The organism is Mycobacterium sp. NPDC004974 (assembly GCF_053600815.1).
The window spans coordinates 98,813-117,467 of sequence record NZ_JBSGAQ010000006.1 but is presented as its reverse complement, the minus strand read 5'-3'; the positions used below and the strand labels follow the sequence as shown (position 1 = coordinate 117,467).

Here is an 18,655-nt window from a genome sequence, read left to right as displayed (position 1 = left end):
GCATTCTTGTAATCTGTCTCACATGGGCACTACATCGTCGGTGGCATCACCCACCGTCTTCCGTGGGGTTCCGGTGGTCCCGGGTGTGCGGTACGCACCTGTGATCCGGGTCAGCAGGCTTCCGGAGATTCAGGTTCCTGACGGCGACGTCGATGAGGCGGACCGGCCGGCCGAGGCCGAGCGTTTCGCCGCCGCGGCGACGGAGGTCGCGACCCGGCTGCGAGACCGGGCCGCGCACGCCACGGGCGCCGCCTCAGAAGTTCTCGCGGCCACCGCGACGCTGGCCCAGGACCGGGCCTGGCTGGGGGCTGCCGACAAACGGATCGCCGCCGGGGCGCCCGCGGTCCGTGCCGTGACCGAGGCCGTCGACCAGTTCGTGGACCTGTTCACGCAGATCGGCGGGTTGATGGCCGAACGCGTCACCGATCTGCGCGATATCCGCGACCGGGTGATCGCCGAACTGTCCGGACTGCCGGAACCTGGTGTGCCGCTGCCGGATATCCCATCCATCCTGTGCGCTGAGGACCTGGCGCCGGCCGACACCGCGGGGCTGGACCCGCAGCTGGTGGTCGGGCTGGCCACCACGCTCGGCGGGCCGACCAGTCACACCGCGATCATCGCCCGTCAGCTGGGGATTCCGTGCGTCGTGGCGGTGAGCGGGCTCGATTCCGTCACCGCCGGTGCCATGGTCCTGCTCGACGGCACCGCGGGCACCCTGACCACCGACCCGGACCCATCCATTGCCGCCGAAGCGGTGGCCGCCGCTCAACGCGATGCCCAGGCGGTCCGGGAGTGGACCGGTCCCGGTGCGACGGCAGACGGTCACGCCGTCGCGATCCTGGCCAACGTGCAGGATGGCGCGGCCGCCAGGACGGCGCGGGAAACCCCTGCCGAAGGCGTCGGGTTGTTCCGTACCGAGCTGTGCTTCCTGAACCGGGACACCGAGCCGACCGTGGCGGAACAGGCCAAGATCTACGGGGAGGTCCTGGAGGCCTTCGCCGGGCAGAAAGTCGTGGTCCGCACGCTCGATGCGGGCTCGGACAAGCCCCTGAAGTTCGCCGGGCACCCCGAAGAGGCGAACCCCGCACTCGGCGTGCGTGGCATCCGGATCGCCGAGGGTAATCCAGGCCTGCTGGAGCACCAGCTCGAGGCGGTGGCCGCCGCCGCCAAGGCGACCGGCCAGCAGCCGTGGGTGATGGCGCCCATGATCGCCACTGCGGCCGAGGCGAAAAGCTTTGCCGCCAAAGTGCGTTCGCATGGGCTCAGCCCCGGCGTGATGATCGAGGTGCCCGCCGCGGCACTGTTGGCCGACAAGATTCTCGAGCACGTCGAGTTTCTGTCGATCGGCACCAACGACCTCGCGCAGTACACGATGGCGGCCGACCGGATGTCGGCCGACCTGGCCGCCCTCACGGATCCGTGGCAGCCCGCGGTGCTGGCCCTCGTGGGGTTGGCCGCGCGGGCGGGAGCGGTGGCGGGCAAGCCGGTCGGAGTGTGCGGTGAGGCCGCGGCGGACCCATTGTTGGCCGCCGTCCTGGTGGGGCTCGGGGTGACGTCGTTGTCGATGGCGCCGGCGGCGATCGCCGCGGTGGGCGCGCGGATTGCGCAGGTGACGTTGCAACAGTGTCGCTCCGCGGCCGAGGCGGTCCTGGACACCGAGTCGGCTGCCGAGGCCCGCGAGGCCGCCCTGGCGGCCCTCGCCTGACCAGGGGAAAGATTCCTGAGGAATAATCGGACCGCAGTCCGGTTATACCTGGCATCAGACTACAAATTGGAGGTAGGAGATGCCAGCCATCACTGCAGACACCTTGACCCTGCCCCGCATCGCGGCAGCTCAGGCGTCGGACACCGAACGCCCGGTCCGCTCCATCACGACCGGCCCGCGCGGATTCGAAGGCGAGGGATTCCCCGTCGTGCGTGCGTTCGGTGGAGTCAGCGCCGCAGACCTCGACCCGTTCGTCCACATGGACCAGATGGGTGAGGTGGAATACCAGCCCGGCGAGCCCCGGGGCACCGATTGGCACCCGCACCGCGGGTTCGAAACCGTCACCTACATGATCGACGGCCGTTTCGCCCACCAGGATTCACACGGCGGTGGCGGCCTGATCACCGACGGCGCCACCCAGTGGATGACCGCCGGATCGGGCATCCTGCACATCGAGACCCCGCCGGCCGAACTGGTCGAGAACGGCGGCACGTTCCACGGCATCCAGCTGTGGGTGAACCTGCCCAAGAAGGACAAGTTCGCGACCCCGCGCTACCAGGCCATCGAGGGTCCCGACGCCAAGCTGCTGTCCTCTCAGGACGGCGGATCCTTGGTCCGGATCATCGCCGGTGAGATCGACGGTGCTCAGGGACCGGGTGCGACACACACCCCGATCACCCTGGCGCACGCCACGATCGAACCGGGTGCGCAGCTCAACCTGCCGTGGAACCGTGATTTCAACGCGCTGGTGTACGTGCTGAGCGGACGCGGCAGCGTCGGCCCGGTCGGCCACTCGATCCATCAGGGCCAGCTCGCGGTACTGGGGCCCGGCGACCGGATCACGGTGTCGGCCGAGGGAACCCAGGACTCGAACCGGCCCGCGATGGAAGTTCTGCTGCTGGGCGGTCAGCCGATCCGGGAACCGGTCTTCCACTACGGCCCCTTCGTGATGAACTCGAAGTCCGAGCTCATCCAGGCGCTGGAGGACTACCAGGCGGGCAAGTTCGGCCAGATCCCGCCGAATGCCCTGATGCCCCACCGGCCTTTGAGCTGACGGGCTAACCCACGGACTCGGCGGGCTGCGGGTACAACAGCTCCAGCTCGCCGAGATGCGCTGCAGCCGCCACCAGCGGCAGGGCCGCCGAAACGGCAAGATCCGTTCCGGCGGCCTCGGCGCGCAACGACACCACGAAACTCTCCCCGATCGGCACCAGCACCGCGGTGGCGTCGGCGCCGGTGAGCCGGGCGCAGATGGCCGCGGCGTGCTCCTCGATCACTTCGCGGGTGCGGGCGTAGACGCCGAGCGGCGGCGGCACGACGTCGGCGATCAGCTCGGCCGCGGCCCGCACCCGGTTGGCCCGGTTGGCTGCGCGCACCACCGGGGCGCGTTGGTCGCTGGGCCCGCCGTTCTCCGAAAGATACTGGCGGACAGCATCATCAAGGGTCCGGGAGGCCGAAAGCGCGTCGTGGCCCAGGGCGACGACGCGGTCGGTGGCCTGTTCGGAGGCGCCCCGGGTCACGCGAAGAACGGCGTACTTCAGGAACCGCGCACCCACCGCGCGGGCCTGATCGATCGCCTTCGACACCGACGCCGTCGCACCCCGTGGCCACAACAGCAGCGACACCACGATCCCGACCATCGCGCCGACGACGACGTCCTCGACCCGGACCAGCCCCACGCGCCAGCCCGTCGGCACGATCAGGTTGAAGTTGATCAGCACCATCATGGTGAACGCCGCCTGCCCGGCGATGAACGATCCGACCTCGGGCACGTAGGCGGACCCAAATGCCACGAGGGGCAACAGGATCCACAACACCACGGGGTCCACCCCGACGAACTCGATGAGCACCGCGCCCAGCACGAATCCGATCGCGGTGCCGGCCACGGCCCGCAGCACCCGCGTCCCGGTGGTCAGTGCGCTGCTGCGCAGTACCGACATCGCGCCAAGCACCACCCAGAATCCGTGTTGGACCGGGAACACGTGCGTGACGGCCACCGCCACGGCCAGTCCCAGTCCGGTGCGCAGACTGTTGCGCAGCACCACCGCCCGCGTGGCCACCAGGCCCTTGGCGATGGCCGCCACCGCGACAGCCTCGGGCATCACCCAGTCGGCGGCGCCGGTCTCGGGCAGCCGCCGGCCCAACACCCGGGCCCACACCGGGCGCGCGTCGGCCAGTGCGGCATTGCCGATCACCCGCCCCGTGACCGCGATGGTGGCCGAGATGGTGCGCCGGATCAGCAGGCCGCGGCCGAGTTCGACGGCGGCCGCGTCATCGGCGGTACCCAGGATCTGCGTGATGTCGTCGCGGTAACTGCCCTGGGCCACGGTGCGTTGCTCGGCCAGTGCCGCGCGCAGATCGATTCCGCGCGCGGCACGTTCGGCCCGATCATGGATCCGCAGCAGCGCGGCGCTGTCACGCAGCACGCGCACCGCCGGGGCGCGCATGGCGCCGAGCAGTTCCCCGGTGTCATCGGTGACCTGGTCGCAGATCCAGCCGAGGTCGTCGACGACGCGCACCAGCGCCCGGCTGCCCGCGCTGAGGGCGACGGGCCGGTAGTCCGCGCCGAGGAAGCTCTCGTACAGCTTGTTCATCGCGCGGGTGACGTCGCGGGCCGAGGCCTGGCCCTCGAGCCGGTCGGCCAGCAGCCGGCATACCCGCGCCGAGTAGCGGCGCAGTTCGTCGTGATGCTTCGGCCGGAACAGGAACAGCGCGGCAGGCACGCAGATCACGAGCGCGATCAGCCAGCCCAGCAGCCGGTCGGGTATCGGGCCGACGGGCGTGCACAGCGGCAGAACGAACAGCAGCAGCGTGGCCCGTTGCCCGGCCGCGATGATCTCGCTGAGCACCCCGGAGAACGACACCACCATGCCGACGACGAACATCGCCGCCACGCTCAGCCACGGATACGGGGCCAGCACGGTGCCCAGCACGATCAGTACGGCGCCGTTGACGGCCAGGCCGCCGTACGCGACGGCCCGGGCCGGCCGGTTGCCGGGGAAGTCGGCGGTGATGAGCAGGGAGACCGCGCCGAAGATCGCGAACAGCGGAGTCTGGGAGTCACCGCCGACGGCGAATCCGACCGCAGCGGCGATGGGAAGGACGATGGCGGCCCGCAGGGCACGGCGCAGCGCATCGTATTCGGGGTCCCTGGCGCGCAACGAGTCACGCAGGCGGTCAGCTGCCCGGCGCCAGATCTCGGCCGGGGTCAGCATGTTCGCCGATGTTAGACCGGTTGGTCCGATCCGGCGGCCGGAGTGAAGCTGCCCGATTCCAGCGCGTCGCGCATCTGCGTGGTGATCCACTGCAGGGCGTCGACGTCTCGCGGCAGGGTGCTCTGCTCGAAACCGACGATCAGATAGACCCCCCAGGCCGCGAAGTACCGGGCGTTGCGTTCATCGCCGATGAGCTCGAGCGCGGATTCGAAGAGAATGTCGAAGCGCAGCTGATCCACCACGGCCTGGACGGTGTAGACGTCGGGATCCAGCGAGCTCCACACCCGGATCGCCGCCTCGGCTCCGTAGGGCAGGTCCAGTGTCTCGCCGATCAGGGTTTCGATGCGGTGGTGTGGATCGTGGTCGGCGCGGACCATCTCGACCACGCGCAAGGTGCGGGCCTCCCGCCAGTGCGCGATCAGTTCCTTCGTGTAGGACGCCCAGTTGGGGAAGTAGTGATAGAACGACCCGGTCGTGACGCCCAGCCGGTTGCACACCTCCGCGAGTTTGAGCCCGCCGTACCCGAGATCGGACAACACGTCCAGACCGATGTCGAAGTACGCCTCCCGTGAAACAACCCCCGCCATGACGCACCACGCTAGTTCGTCGTCGGTTTTCGGGCGCGCTGGGGCTTTGCTGGTCAGCCGCATATAACGCACACCAACATGACGGCATCGGGACTCTCAGGTGACGTGTGGCACAATTTGATCGTGGCCCACACAGCGAGCCGAGGACCGGGACGTCCTCCCGCAGCAAAGGCGGCGGAGACTCGTGAACGCATCGTGCGTGCTGCCCGTGAAGTTTTTAGCGAACTTGGCTACGACGCAGCTACGTTTCAGGCGATAGCGATTCGCGCCGATCTCACCCGCCCGGCAATCAACCATTACTTCAGCAGCAAACGTGTCCTGTATCGGGATGTGGTCGAGCAGACCAATGCGAAGGTGATCGCCGCCGGCATTGCCAAAGCCCGGGACGCCACCACTCTGCTGAACCGGATTTCGGCGTTCTTCGCCGCGGCGATGGATGCGGAATCGACTGACCGGTCGGCGGCCGCGTTTCTGGTCACCTCGGTCCTGGAGGCCCAGCGTCATCCCGAACTGATTTCCGAGGAGCACGACGCGCTGCGCAGCTCGCGGGAGTTCGTCAAGTGGGCGGTCGACGAGGCCATCCAGGGCGGTGAGTTGAGCACCGACACCGACATCCCGGCGATCGTGGAGATGCTGGTCGCGGTGATGTGGGGCATGGGCTTTTATGCCGGTTACGTGGGGCATCGCGACGACGTGGCCGTCATCGTGGACAAGTTCGAACTCTTGATGGCGAACAAGCTCTGGCAGCTGCGCGACTGACGCATCGGCACCGTGAGGTGCCCCACATAGCCGTATAGCTCGGCTAAGTTCTTCGGTAGCATTGTCTGGCAAATGACTGATCTGAGCGATGTGCGGCCGGGTCGGGCCGAGGGCGACAGTTGGGACGTCACCGAGAGCGTCGGGGCCACCGCGCTGGCAGTGGCCGCCGCCCGTGCTGCCGAGACCGTACAACCCGATCCTTTGATTCGTGACGAGTTCGCCTTTCTGCTGGCGGCGGCGGCCGGTCCCGCGTGGGCGCAGTTGGCCGGTAGCGAACCGCACTGGATCGGCGACAATCCGGAGGCCCACCGCATCCACGTCATGGCCCGCAACTACCAGGCCGTGCGTACCCACTACTTCGACGACTACTTCACCGAGGTCACCCACGACGGCATCCGCCAGGTCGTCATCCTGGCCGCAGGACTGGACTCGCGCGCGTTCCGGCTCGACTGGCCGGCCGGCACCACGGTGTATGAGATCGACCAGCCCAAGGTGCTGGAGTACAAGTCAGCAACACTGGAGGCGCACGGGGCCGTCGCCCAGGCACAACACGTCCCGGTGCCGGTTGACCTCCGCGACGACTGGCCCGCAGCCCTGATCGAAGCCGGATTCGACCCGGAGCAGCCGACCGCGTGGCTGGCCGAGGGTCTGCTGCCGTACCTGCCCGGCGAGGCCCAGGACCGGCTGTTCGAACTCGTCGGCGCCCACAGCGCACCCGGCAGCCGCCTGGCGGTCGAGGATTTCGCCATGGATCCGGCCCGTTACACCCCGGAGAAGCGCGCCGCGCGCCGGGCCCGGGGCGAGCACATGCGGACCTCGCTGGGGCTGGATATCGACGCTGACGCGCTGATGTACACCGATGACGAGCGGGCCGACGCCGCCGAATGGCTTGCGGCACACGGCTGGGATGTGGACGCGGTGAACAGCGCCGACGAGATGGCCCGGTTGGGCCGGCCGGTCCGCGCCGACGAACTGGCTGAACTCGGCTTGGACAGCGTGCTGTTGCGCGCCCGACTGGATGGAGAATCCCGATGAGCTCACTGCGCAGCCACGACGACACCTGGGACATCGCCACCAGCGTGGGCTCGACGGCCGTCATGGTCGCCGCCGCCCGGGCCGGGGAGACCGGCCGGGAGAACCCGCTGATCCGCGATCCGTACGCGGCGATCCTTGTCGCCGGTGCCGGAACCGGCGTGTGGGAGTCACTGTTGGACGGCGACCTCGTCGAGAAGATCGGTGCTGTCGATACCGAGGCCGCCGCGGTCTTCGAGCACATGGGCAGTTATCAGGCGGTGCGCACCCATTTCTTCGACGCCTTCTTCGCCGATGCCGTCGACGCGGGTATCCGTCAGATCGTCATCCTGGCGTCGGGCCTGGACTCCCGCGCCTATCGGCTGGAGTGGCCGGCCGGCACCACGGTGTTCGAGATCGACCAGCCCAAGGTGCTGGAGTACAAGTCGGCGACATTGGCCGAGCATGGGGTCGAGCCCGCCGCGCAGCGTCGTGAAGTGCCGGTCGATCTACGCTTCGACTGGCCGACGGCCTTGCGGGAAGCGGGTTTTGACGCGCAGCAGCCGACCGCGTGGCTGGCCGAGGGCCTGTTGATGTATCTGCCTGCCGATGCCCAGGATCGTCTCTTCGATCTCGTCACCGAACTGTCGGCGCCGGGTAGTCGAATCGCGGCCGAGACCGCGGGCGTGACGGCTCGCGAACGACGTGAGGAGATGCGGGAGCGCTTCGAGCGGTTCGCGGCCACGTTCAACATGCAGCATGCGCTCGATGTCCAGGAGTTGATGTACGACGACCCGCAGCGGGCCGATGTCGAGCAGTGGCTTGCCGAGCACGGCTGGCGTTCGGCCGGGGTGCACTCCCTCGACGAGATGCGCCGCCTGGGCCGCTATGTCGAAACGATCCACCGTGACCCGGCCGGCTTCTCGACGTTCGTCACAGCCGAAAAGCTCTGATCCCGACCTCTGACACAACGAAAGGGGCGCCCCGATTATGGGGCGCCCCTTCCTTTTTCGTTGTCGATCAGCGGTTGGGCATCGCGTTGGTGCGAGTCACGTTGGTGTGCTTGACCGTGGTGTCGACCTGAGGAGCGGTCGCCTTCTGGTGCATCTGGTGCACCCAGAGGTGGTGGTCGACTCCGGCGGAGGCGGGTGATGCCAGGCCCAGAAGGGCGGTGGCCAATCCGCTGACGAACAATGCGGTAATTCCGAACTTCTTCATTTATTTCTATCCTTTTTGGGAACACATTCCGCGTAATTTCAACCGGCGGACCTCGGGGTTTATTCCTGTTAAACCCTGCCGGACCTCGTGACAGTGGTCACTGGACCCACCGGTTCATCGGCACTTGTTCGCGTGCCTCGTCTGTGATCCCGGCGACGTCTCAGTGGCTCTGGTGCACGGTGGTGTCGACGTGCGGCACGGTCACGTGCGGGCCGATCTGATCCAGCCAACCGTGGTGGGACACATCGGCGGAAGCCGGGCCGGCCAGGCCCAGGACGGCGGCGGCCAGTCCACTGGCGATGACTGCGGTGAATCCGAACTTCTTCATTTCCTCTGCCTCTTCTCGATTCTCTTTCTTGACTAGTTCAACTAAAGCCGGGCGGGGTTGATTTCCGGATCCGCGACGTTGGCGGCAATTGACCCCTCGATGGCAGAAACATGTCGGCCCAGCCCGATTGAGTGCTAGCCGACCCGGTTAACCGGCAGTTATCCGCCCGCCGTATACAGGAGGGGAGCTGAGCCGTTTCGCGGCCCGTTACCGAGGAGGAATCCCCATGCCAGGAGTGCAGGACCGTGTTGTCGTCGTCACCGGAGCCGGTGGTGGTCTGGGCCGTGAATACGCCCTGACGCTGGCCCGCGAGGGCGCCAGCGTCGTCGTCAACGACCTGGGCGGCGCCCGCGACGGCACCGGCGCCGGCCACAACATGGCCGACGAGGTTGTCAACGAGATCAAGGCCGCCGGCGGGCGCGCCGTCGCCAACTACGACAGCGTCGCCGAGTCCGAGGGCGCCGAGAACATCATCAAGACCGCGATCGACGAGTTCGGCAAGGTCGACGGCGTCGTCTCCAACGCCGGCATCCTGCGTGACGGCACCTTCCACAAGATGACGTTCGAGCAGTGGGACGCGGTGCTCAAGGTGCACCTCTACGGCGGCTACAACGTCATCCGTGCGGCGTGGCCGCACTTCCGGGAGCAGAGCTTCGGCCGTGTCGTCGTCGCCACCTCCACCAGCGGTCTGTTCGGCAACTTCGGTCAGGCCAACTACGGTGCCGCCAAGCTCGGCCTGGTCGGTCTGATCAACACGCTGGCCCAGGAAGGCGCCAAGTACAACATCAAGACCAACGCGGTCGCCCCGATCGCCGCCACCCGCATGACCCAGGACATCCTGCCGCCCGAGGTGTTCGAGAAACTCACCCCCGAGTACGTCGCCCCGGTGGTGGCCTACCTGATGACCGAGGAACTGCCCGACACCGACTCGGTGTTCATCGTCGGCGGTGGCAAGGTGCAGCGCACCGCACTGTTCCAGAACGACGGCATCACCTTCACCGACGTGCCCTCCGTCGATGACATCGCTGCCAAGTGGGGCGAGATCACCGATCTTTCCGCCGCTCAGCAAGCCAGCTTCAAGCTGGGCTAGGACTGGTGAAAGCGCTTGTAGCGCAGGCACTTACCGGTACATCCGGGCTGGCGTACGTCGACGTCGATGATCTGGCCGGTAATCCCGCATATGCGGGCACCGTCATCATCGACGTCGGCGCCGCCGGCGTCTGCTTCCCCGATCTGCTGTTGCTGCGCGGTGAGTACCAGCTGCGGCTGGAACCGCCGTTCACGCCCGGCATGGAGGTGGCCGGAACGGTGCGCTCGGCACCCGAGGGCTCCGGGTTCACCCCGGGACAGCGGGTTTCGGCGTTCTCGATGATCGGCGGGTACGCCGAGCAGGTCGCGGCGGTACCGGCCAACGTGATCCCCACCGCCGACGGTCTCGATGACGGTGAAGCGGCATCGCTGCTGGGCAACTACTACACGATGCAGTTCGCGCTGGCCCGTCGCGGCGGGCTGGTTCCGGGGGAGACCGTCCTGGTCCTCGGCTCGGCGGGCGGCATCGGTGCCGCATCGATCCAATTGGCCAAAGCCATGGGCGCCAAGGTCATTGCGATGGTGCACCGGTCCGGGGCCGAGGAGTTCGTGTCGTCGCTCGGCGCCGACGTGGTGTTGCCGCTGGCCGATGGCTGGCGCGAGGCCGTGATGGAAGCCACCGACGGCCAGGGCGTCGACCTCGTCGTCGACCCGATCGGCGGCGACGCCTTCGACGACGCGATCCGGGTGCTGGCCCCAGAAGGTCGGCTGCTCGTCATCGGTTTCGCCGCGGGCGGCGGGATCCCGACGGTCAAGGTGAACCGGCTGTTGCTGCGCAACGTCAGCGTGGTCGGTGTCGGCTGGGGAGAGTTCGTGCGCCGCCACCCGGCCGCCCAGGCGCAGGTCGGAGCCGAGCTGACGAAGTTGGTGGCCGCCGGGTTGCGTCCGCCGCCACCGGTGCGGTTCCCGTTGTCCGAGGGTGCGGCTGCGCTCGATGCGCTGGCCAACGGTTCGGTACGCGGGAAGCTCGTCCTGGAGCCATGATGCGAGCTCTGGCCTTCGATGTGTTCGGGACTGTCGTGGACTGGCGGTCCAGCATCATCGGTGAGCTGGAAGCCTTCGGCGAAAGCCTTGGGCTGCAACGGGATTGGCCGGAGTTCGCCGATCATTGGCGGGCCGGCTACGCCCCGGCGATGGACCGGGTGCGCCGCGGTGAGCTGCCGTGGACCAGGATCGACGATCTGCATCGCGCGATCCTGGTCGACCTGCTCGGCGCCGCGGGCATCCGGGCCGGGGACGCTGAGATCGACCATCTCAACCGGGCCTGGCACCGCCTGGATCCGTGGCTGGACTCGGTGGTCGGGCTGACCCGGCTCAAGCAGCGCTACCTCATCACGACGTTGTCGAACGGCAACGTCTCACTGCTCACCAACATGGCCAAACATGCCGGGCTGCCATGGGACTGCGTGATCTCAGCCGAGCTGTTCCGGCATTACAAGCCGGACCCGGAGGCCTATCAGGGCTGCGCCCAGCTGCTCGACATCGAGCCCGAGGAGCTGACGCTCGTTGCAGCCCATCCCTCCGACCTGCGGGCCGCCCGCGCGGCCGGGCTCGGGACCGCATACGTGGCCCGGCCTCTGGAGTACGGGCCGGATCGGGCTCCGCACGACGTCACGTCCGATGACTTCGACATCGTCGCGACGGATTTTGTCGACCTCGCCGACCAACTCGGTGCGTAGCGTAGAGGTGTGGACACCGCATCGAGTGGGGCATTGCGCAAGGCGCTGGACCTCCTGATCGATCCGCCGGCCGAGCCGGAAGTCAGCAAGGGGTATCTCGATCTGCTGGGGGACGGGAGCGACGCCCCCAAAAATGCGGGATTCATCCAGAAGATGTGGGCGTCACCGGTCGGGTCGATGCTCTATGACGGTGCCCAGGGGATCGGGCGCAAGGTGCTGACGGCGTGGCAGGAGCCCACCGAATGGCTCGACATCCCGCCCGGCGGGGTCGCGCTCGATGTCGGCAGCGGTCCGGGGAACGTGACGGCCGCGCTGGCACGGGCGGCCGGGCTGGACGGGTACGCGCTCGGTGTGGATATCTCGGAGCCCATGCTGGCGCGTGCGGTCGAGGCCGAAGCGGGTCGGCAGGTCGGTTTCGTGCGCGCCGACGCTCAGAAGCTCCCGTTCCGGGATGGCGTCTTCGATGCGGTGACCTCGATTGCGGTGCTGCAGTTGATCCCCGACGCCGAGGCCGCACTGGCCGAGATGGTGCGGGTGCTGCGCCCCGGCGGACGTATGGCGATCATGGTGCCCACGGCGATGACCCGGGGGCCCGCGCGGCTGCTCTCGAAGGGCGGTGCCCGCTTCTTCGCCGAAGATGAGCTCGCCGATCGGTTCGAGGGGCTCGGCCTGGAGCGGGTACGTTCCAAGACCATGGGCACCATGCAGTGGGTGCGCGGGCAGAAACCGTGAGCACACTCGGAATTGTTCTTGTCGCACTTGTAATCGCCGTCGGACTCATCGGCATCGTGCTGCCCGTCCTGCCTGGCGGCGGGTTTCTGGTATTCGCCGCGATCGCGGTGTGGGCCGTCGTCGAACACACCACGGCGTCGTGGGTGACGCTCGGCGTGGCGGCCGTGTTCTTCGTGACGGCCGAGGTGATCAAGTACGCGTGGCCGGTCCGGCGGATGCGGGCCGCCGAGGTGGGGATGTGGAGCCTGGTGGCCGGTGGGGTCCTCGGCCTGATCGGCTTCTTCGTCATCCCGGTGATCGGGTTGGTGATCGGCTTCGTCGCGGGTGTGTACCTGGCGGAGTTGGCCGCACGTCGTGACTACCGGCGGGCCTGGACGTCAACTGTGCACGCGCTCAAGGGAGTTGCGCTGTCGGTCGGTGTCGAGCTGACCGGAGCCCTCCTGGCGACCATCACGTGGGTGGCGGGTCTGGTGATCGCGTCGTGACGCAGTGGAACCTGGGCCCCGACTCGGGCGAACTGCTGCTGCGTACCGGCGTGACGGGGAGTGCGTCGCGGATGGGCCATCGGTTGACGATCGCGATGCGCTCCTGGCACGCGACCGTGGAATGGGATGGCGAGGAGCCGGCGGCGGTGGAGGTGACCGTCGACCTCGATTCCCTGGACGTGTTGAGGGGTGAGGGCGGCATGACTCCGTTGTCTGGTGCCGAGAAGGTGCTGATCCGATCCAATGCGCTGAAGACGTTGCGCGCGAAGCGATTCCCCCTGGCGATCTTTCGATCCACCGAGATCGTCCACGAAGCCGACACTTATCGGATCGTCGGGACCCTTGAGATCTCCGGTGACAACGCCCACCAGGCTGTCGATGTCCGGGTTGACGCGGACGGCGACTCCTGGCGCATCTCCGGTCAGGCCAACGTGCGGCACAGCGACTTCGGCATCAAGCAGTACTCGATGCTGATGGGCGCGATGAAGGTGGCCGACGAGGTGCGCGTCACGTTTGCTGCCACCGTGGCACGTGGCGCCGCGTAGTCCGGCGGAAGCTGCTGCGTCCCGGTCTGGCAAGTTCCTGTCAGGTTTGCCCAACCCAGGTGTAGAGCGCGGGCTGAGGGGGTAGTTGTTGATTCGGTGAACGTGAGGAGTCCGAATCATGAACATCGTCTCAGGCGCCGTCCAGGTGGTAAGCCGGACCGCTGACGCCGCCACCGCGGCTGCTGGAGCAGTAGGCGGCGCAGCCGTCAGTGGAGTGGTCGGGGGAATCAAAGGGGTTGGCGCCGGTATTCGCAGTGGGGTGAGCCAAGGCAGCAGATCGCCTGCCGCGGCCGCACTCACGCTGGCCGCGGTGGGGGCGGCAGGCCTCGTCGAATGGCCGGTGCTGTTGACCGTCGGCGGGGCGACGCTGGTCGTACACGAGCTCAATCAACGCTCAGGGAACGGCCGGGCCGGGGCAGCGCCCCGCGCGGAATCGGCGCCCAAGCGTTCCTCGGCGCCCAAGTCGTCGTCGACGACCAAGCCTTCTTCGGCAACCAGCGCAGCCAAAGCCGCGGGTCGCCGCTCGACGGCTCGACGTACTGGGGCGGCGACCCGCTCTAAGTGATCACCGCGATCGGCCGGATCATCAACGGCGCAGCCGCCCTGGCTGCGGCACCTTTTGTGCAGCCGGTGCAGACGGTTCTCGCGGCGGCAGTGGAGATGGTCGGTGGTGCCCCCGCCCGCCGGTGTTGGCGCGGCACCGACCGGTGCTGGATCGAGGTGCGCGGGCTGCAGACCGAGGGCGGCCGGCGGATCGGGGCCGTGGTGTTGCGCGAACTCCGCGCCCGGCCCGAGGTGCGCTCGGCACAACTGAACTATCCGCTGTCGCGCGTGGTCATCGAGCTCGACGACATCGACCCGGACGGGATCGACCTGCCCCGGCTGTGTGGCATCGTGGCCGACGCTGAATCCACGGTGGGGACCCCGACGTCAGGACCGCGGCCCAACGACCTGCCGGGCGACGGAATTCTGCTGGTCCTCAAAGGCGTCGCCGCGGCGGCGAGCGGTATCGGCATCGGTGCCGCGGTATTGGGCCGCACGCTGATGCTGCCGAGGTTGCCGGACGGCGTGATGGCGGCTATCAGCGCCGTCGACTACCAGCCGAAGGTGCGGGCGGTGATCGAAGCCCGACTCGGCCAGCAGGGCGCCGACGCTGTCCTGAGCATCGGTGCCGCCACCGTGTATGCGCTCACCCAGGCTCCCGCGGCGGTCACCGTGGAATTCCTCCGGCACCTCTCCCAGCTCGCCGAGGCGGTCGCCGCTGCCGACGCCTGGCAGGCAGTCGAGCCGCGGCTGGCGGCGCACGCCGACTGTCGCACGGTGGTGCCCGTGAGGCCACGTCCGTGCCCGCTGCCCGACGGGGTGGTGGAGCGGTATGCCGAACGTTGCGGTCGGGCGCAGGCGGCAGCCGCTGCCGCCGTGGGCGTACTGACGCGAGATCTCGGCGCCGCCGCCACCGCTACCGTCGTGACCGCGCCCAAGGCGGCGCGCAACTCTCGTGAGGCTTTCGCCAGCACGCTCGGTCGTGGCCTGGCCGACCGTGGAGACTTGGTTCCGTTGCGGCCCAACGCATTACGCACCCTCGACCGAGTCGACGCCGTGGTGGTCGACCCCCGGGTGCTGACCACCGAAGAGCTGCGGGTGGGGCAATTCCGCGATGTCGCCCAATCCGATCGTGCCGCGGTGTGGCAGTGGGCCCAGGACCAGCTGCAGGCGGGTCAGCTCTCCGCCGGCTGGCACCCGGTGACACCGGCCTTCGCCGGAGCCGTGCGGAACGGCAGGTCACGGGGGCGGGTGCTGGTGTGCCACAGTCACGACCCGCGCGCCCACGGTGTGCTGGCCGAGGTCCGTCGCGCAGGCGCGCAGGCGGTATCCCTGGATCTCGATGAACTCGGTGACCTGCGTTCGTCGTTCGACGATCTGCACCAGGCCGACACCGACATCGATTCGGCTCTGGCGCGTGCGGTCGACACCCTGCAGCGCGACGGTCGCACCGTGGCCGTGCTGTCGGTGGACGCGGCCCGCGCGCTGTGTGCCGCGGATTTCTCGGTCGGGTTGCTGAGCCGGCACGCCGGCACCCCGTGGCAGGCCGACGTCCTGGCCGCCGATCTCTCCGGGGTGTGGCGTCTGCTGCATGCCATGCCCGCCGCGCGTCGGGCCAGCGAGCGTGGTGTCGAACTCGCTACCGGAGGGACGCTGCTCGGTGCGCTCCTGATGGTGCCCGGCGTTCGCGGCCGGGGTCCCGGACCGGTGACCGTGGGTGCCGCGGCAGGCCTGGTCAATGGATTCTGGCTGGCACGCAGAATCATGCTGGATGCCGAACCCAAGGCGGAATCCGTCGAAGACTGGCACGCGATGACACCCGGGCAGGTACTCGGTCGAGTCGCCGAAGATACTGGCTCACTGGGTGGTTCGCGCGGGGGTGAGTCTCAAGAGGCGCGAGGGCACCGGAGTGCCGTACCTCGGCAGCTGGTGGAACTCGTCACCGCCCTGCGCGCGGAGCTCTCCGATCCTCTGACCCCGGTGCTTGCCATCGGCTCGGCCGCCAGCGCAATGCTCGGTTCACCGGTGGACGCGATTCTGGTCGGGTCGGTGCTGACCGGCAACGCCATGCTTGCGGCCACCCAGCAAGTGCGGGCCGAGCGGCTGCTGAGCCGGCTGTTGGCGGTTCAGGATCCGCCCGCTCGCCGAGTTGTCGGTGACCGTGATCGCGACGGCTACGAGAGTGTGGCAGCAACGCTGCTGCGGCGCGGAGACGTCATCGAGGTGCGTCCAGGGGAAGTGGTGCCGGCCGACGCCCGGATCCTCGAGGCGATCGATGCCGAGGTCGATGAAGCCTCGCTCACCGGCGAATCGCTGCCGGTGCCCAAAGAGGTCGAGGCCACTCCCGGCGCCGTCCTCGCCGAGCGTTACTGCATGCTTTATGCCACAACGACATTGGTGGCCGGAACCGTGGTCGCCGTGGTGACCGAGGTGGGCGATGCCACCCAGGCACGCCGTGCTACCGATATCGGGCACGGCGCCTGTCCGGCGGTCGGCCTGCAGACGCAGCTGCGCGAGCTCACCAACCGGGCCCTGCCCTTCAGCATTGCCGGTGGCGCCCTGGTCAGCGGGCTGGGCCTGCTGCGCATGCAGCCGCTGCGAAATGCGGTGGCCAGCGGTGTGGCGGTCGCGGTGGCCGCTGTGCCCGAGGGGCTGCCGTTGGTGGCGACCTTGGCCCAGCAGGCATCGGCGCGACGGCTGACTCGCGCCGGGGCGTTGGTCCGCAGTCCGCGGTCCGTGGAGGCGCTCGGCCGGGTGGACGTGGTGTGTTTCGACAAGACCGGCACGCTCAGTGAGAACCGTCTTCGGGTTTCCCAAGTACGGACGGTGGGTGGCGCGGCTTCTGAACAGCACGTGCTCGATTGCGCCGCTGCGGCCACCCCGCCGAAGAACGGCGACCGCTACGAACACGCAACCGACGCGGCCGTGGCCGAGGCGGCTACTCGTCTGGCGCCCAACGGGATCGGCACATATCTGGCGTTCCGCTCCGGCCGAAAATTCTCGGCCGTGCTGCTCGGAGACGAGCTGGCTGTCAAAGGCGCACCCGAGGTGGTGCTGGCCGCCTGCGGTGAACTGGACCCCGCCGTCGGGCGCGCGGTCGACGAGATGGCGCGAAGTGGACTCAGGGTGCTCGCGGTGGCCCAACGCACGCTGACCCCGTCGCAGGCCGAACGGGGCCGAGCCGATGCCGACCAGCTGGCTGCGCTGTGTGCCCGGCGCTTGCGGTTCGTCGGCTTGGTGGGATTGTCCGACACGCCCCGGGCTGAAGCGGCCCAGGTGTTGGCATCGTTACGGGAGAGCAAGATCGGCGTGCGACTGATCACCGGGGATCACCCGGTTACGGCGAACGCGATCGCCGCGGAATTGGGCCTTTCGGTCACCGCGGATCAGGTCATCAGCGGTGAGGAATGGGTGGCGATGCCACGGCGCAGCCAGGAACGCGCCGTGCGGGAACGCCGGGTCTTTGCCCGGATGTCGCCGGAGCACAAGGTGCAGATCGTGCAGACGTTGGAACGCACCGGCCAGGTTTGTGCCATGGTCGGCGACGGGGCCAACGACGCCGCAGCCATCCGGGCCGCCACCGTGGGTATCGGGGTGGCCGGGCGCGGCAGCGACCCGGCCAATAGTTCGGCCGACGTGCTGCTTCTCGACGGGCAGATCGGTTCCCTGATCGATGCGCTGGATGAGGGCCGCCTGCTGTGGCGCCGGGTTCAGGCTGCGGTGGCGGTACTGCTCGGCGGCAATGCGGGCGAAGTGGTGTTCTCGATCATCGGCAGCGCCCTCACCGGCCGGTCGCCGCTCAACACCCGGCAACTGCTGCTGGTGAACATGATGACCGATGCGCTGCCGGCCGCCGCGCTGGCGGTCAGTTCCACCACCCGATCGACGCCGGGCGCCGGCCACGGGCCCGACCGGACCGAGTTGTGGCGAACGGTAGCGATACGGGGTGCGGCGACGGCGGGCGCGGCCACCGGGGCCTGGTTGTCGGCGGGCTTCCCGCTGGCACCCCGGCGCGCCTCCACGGTCGGGCTGGTGGCACTGGTGTCCACCCAGCTGGCCCAGACCCTGATCGACTCGCACAGCCCCCTGGTGATCGCCACCGCGGCCGGCTCCCTGGTGTCACTGGCGGCGGCGATCAGCACACCCGGGGTCAGCGAGTTGTTGGGCTGCACCCCGCTGGACCCACTCGGATGGGCGCAGGCGCTCACCGCGGCGGGGGTGGCCACCGGCATCGCCGCGGTCGCGCCCCGGCTGGTGTCGAGGTTCACCCCGCTGTGGCAGGAGCCGCCTCAGTCGTCGATGTCGAGCACCCCGCAGCGCCACAGCACCGCATACAGCTCGCGCAATGGAACGGCCAAGACCCGGGAAACGGCGTCGGTCAACGGATCGGCGGGCGCACCGGAACCTGATGTACTCACGCCTCTCACGCTGCGAAGTCGACAAGTCGAGATGTCGAAGTCGACGTGACCGAAAGGTGACCAATGACAGAAAATTCGAAATCGGCAAAAGGACACCGCGACGCGGTGCGCACCGTGCGCGATGCCCATGGATTCACGATGACGTTGCCGGTGGTGGGCCGGGTGAAGGTGCCTCACCCTGAGCAATTGGCCTACTACGGCGCGCTGGGGATACTGGCGGCCGTCGAGATCATCGACTGGCCGGTGGCGGTGCTGCTCGGCGCCGGACACATGCTGATGCACAACGAGCACAGCCGAATCGCCGAGCAGCTGGGCGAAGCGCTCGAGGAGGTGTGACCGGC

The 18,655-nt window shown here is 68.5% G+C and carries 18 protein-coding genes and 1 pseudogene; 14 read left to right on the top strand and 5 right to left on the bottom strand.

The genetic code is table 11. The features are described from left to right. Positions 1 to 22 precede the first annotated feature (22 nt). Positions 23 to 1,705 carry a phosphoenolpyruvate--protein phosphotransferase gene (gene ptsP / locus ACWEFV_RS16090; RefSeq protein ID WP_450070888.1) on the top strand — a complete coding sequence of 561 codons (1,683 nt, stop codon included), beginning with the start codon at positions 23 to 25 and terminating at the stop codon, positions 1,703 to 1,705. Between the two features lie 79 nt (positions 1,706 to 1,784). Then, positions 1,785 to 2,759, top strand: a complete 975-nt coding sequence (locus ACWEFV_RS16085) for a pirin family protein (protein ID WP_450070887.1) — start codon at positions 1,785 to 1,787, stop codon at positions 2,757 to 2,759. Positions 2,760 to 2,763: 4 nt separating this feature from the next. Here ACWEFV_RS16085 and ACWEFV_RS16080 read toward each other — a convergent pair whose 3' ends face one another. Together ACWEFV_RS16080 and ACWEFV_RS16075 are read right to left on the bottom strand one after the other, a co-directional pair. Next, a complete protein-coding gene (locus ACWEFV_RS16080) occupies positions 2,764 to 4,920 on the bottom strand; it encodes an FUSC family protein (RefSeq protein ID WP_450070886.1) in 2,157 nt (718 codons plus the stop codon). An 11-nt stretch (positions 4,921 to 4,931) separates the two neighbouring features. After that, complete coding sequence (locus tag ACWEFV_RS16075) at positions 4,932 to 5,507, bottom strand: TetR/AcrR family transcriptional regulator (protein WP_450070885.1); 576 nt, start codon at positions 5,505 to 5,507, stop codon at positions 4,932 to 4,934. A gap of 123 nt (positions 5,508 to 5,630) precedes the next feature. Between ACWEFV_RS16075 and ACWEFV_RS16070 the strand changes: the two genes are divergently transcribed. The 3 genes from ACWEFV_RS16070 to ACWEFV_RS16060 all read left to right on the top strand — a co-directional run bounded on the left by ACWEFV_RS16070 (position 5,631) and on the right by ACWEFV_RS16060 (position 8,230). Beyond that, on the top strand, positions 5,631 to 6,266 hold the full coding sequence (locus ACWEFV_RS16070) for a TetR/AcrR family transcriptional regulator (protein ID WP_135451399.1): 636 nt from the start codon (positions 5,631 to 5,633) through the stop codon (positions 6,264 to 6,266). Between the two features lie 72 nt (positions 6,267 to 6,338). After that, on the top strand, positions 6,339 to 7,301 hold the full coding sequence (locus ACWEFV_RS16065; protein WP_450070884.1) for an SAM-dependent methyltransferase: 963 nt from the start codon (positions 6,339 to 6,341) through the stop codon (positions 7,299 to 7,301). Beyond that, on the top strand, positions 7,298 to 8,230 hold the full coding sequence (locus ACWEFV_RS16060) for a class I SAM-dependent methyltransferase (RefSeq protein ID WP_450070883.1): 933 nt from the start codon (positions 7,298 to 7,300) through the stop codon (positions 8,228 to 8,230). The genes ACWEFV_RS16065 and ACWEFV_RS16060 overlap by 4 nt, the downstream gene beginning before the upstream one ends. Before the next feature lie 67 nt (positions 8,231 to 8,297). On the opposite strand, the gene ACWEFV_RS16055 is transcribed toward ACWEFV_RS16060, so the two are convergent. Beyond that, a complete protein-coding gene (locus tag ACWEFV_RS16055) occupies positions 8,298 to 8,495 on the bottom strand; it encodes a hypothetical protein (RefSeq protein WP_450070882.1) in 198 nt (65 codons plus the stop codon). A 160-nt stretch (positions 8,496 to 8,655) separates the two neighbouring features. Next, entirely contained in the window at positions 8,656 to 8,823 is a 168-nt protein-coding gene (locus tag ACWEFV_RS16050; RefSeq protein WP_450070881.1) for a hypothetical protein, read from the bottom strand. 226 nt (positions 8,824 to 9,049) lie between these two features. Here ACWEFV_RS16050 and ACWEFV_RS16045 point away from each other — a divergent pair, with 226 nt between their 5' ends. The 8 genes and pseudogenes from ACWEFV_RS16045 to ACWEFV_RS16010 form a co-directional block, all read left to right on the top strand. Beyond that, a complete protein-coding gene (locus ACWEFV_RS16045) occupies positions 9,050 to 9,913 on the top strand; it encodes an SDR family oxidoreductase (protein ID WP_135451404.1) in 864 nt (287 codons plus the stop codon). A gap of 5 nt (positions 9,914 to 9,918) precedes the next feature. Then, positions 9,919 to 10,896: an NADPH:quinone oxidoreductase family protein gene (locus ACWEFV_RS16040; RefSeq protein WP_450070880.1), complete on the top strand. Its 978-nt coding sequence runs from the start codon at positions 9,919 to 9,921 to the stop codon at positions 10,894 to 10,896. Beyond that, positions 10,893 to 11,591 (top strand): haloacid dehalogenase type II, encoded by a 699-nt coding sequence (locus ACWEFV_RS16035; RefSeq protein WP_450070879.1) that lies wholly within the window; start codon positions 10,893 to 10,895, stop codon positions 11,589 to 11,591. Before ACWEFV_RS16040 ends, ACWEFV_RS16035 begins: the two co-directional genes overlap by 4 nt. A gap of 9 nt (positions 11,592 to 11,600) precedes the next feature. Next, entirely contained in the window at positions 11,601 to 12,323 is a 723-nt protein-coding gene (locus ACWEFV_RS16030) for a methyltransferase domain-containing protein (RefSeq protein ID WP_450070878.1), read from the top strand. Then, complete coding sequence (locus ACWEFV_RS16025; protein ID WP_450070877.1) at positions 12,320 to 12,808, top strand: DUF456 domain-containing protein; 489 nt, start codon at positions 12,320 to 12,322, stop codon at positions 12,806 to 12,808. Before ACWEFV_RS16030 ends, ACWEFV_RS16025 begins: the two co-directional genes overlap by 4 nt. Then, a complete protein-coding gene (locus ACWEFV_RS16020; RefSeq protein WP_286174533.1) occupies positions 12,805 to 13,353 on the top strand; it encodes a YceI family protein in 549 nt (182 codons plus the stop codon). The genes ACWEFV_RS16025 and ACWEFV_RS16020 overlap by 4 nt, the downstream gene beginning before the upstream one ends. A 118-nt stretch (positions 13,354 to 13,471) precedes the next feature. Continuing rightward, positions 13,472 to 13,918, top strand: coding sequence for a hypothetical protein (locus ACWEFV_RS16015; RefSeq protein WP_450070876.1), 447 nt, complete (start codon positions 13,472 to 13,474; stop codon positions 13,916 to 13,918). Positions 13,919 to 14,013: 95 nt separating this feature from the next. Continuing rightward, a pseudogene (locus tag ACWEFV_RS16010) lies at positions 14,014 to 18,294 on the top strand (cation-translocating P-type ATPase); the annotation flags it as partial. Here the strand turns inward: ACWEFV_RS16010 and ACWEFV_RS16005 are convergent. Next, the gene (locus ACWEFV_RS16005; protein ID WP_450070875.1) at positions 18,186 to 18,443 is read right to left on the bottom strand and encodes an Rv1535 domain-containing protein; all 258 of its coding nucleotides are present in this window, start codon (positions 18,441 to 18,443) and stop codon (positions 18,186 to 18,188) included. The pseudogene ACWEFV_RS16010 and the gene ACWEFV_RS16005 sit on opposite strands and share 109 nt — an antisense overlap. Between ACWEFV_RS16005 and ACWEFV_RS16000 the strand changes: the two genes are divergently transcribed. Continuing rightward, positions 18,378 to 18,650, top strand: coding sequence for a hypothetical protein (locus ACWEFV_RS16000; protein WP_450070874.1), 273 nt, complete (start codon positions 18,378 to 18,380; stop codon positions 18,648 to 18,650). The genes ACWEFV_RS16005 and ACWEFV_RS16000 overlap by 66 nt on opposite strands. The last annotated feature ends 5 nt before the right edge of the window (positions 18,651 to 18,655 follow it).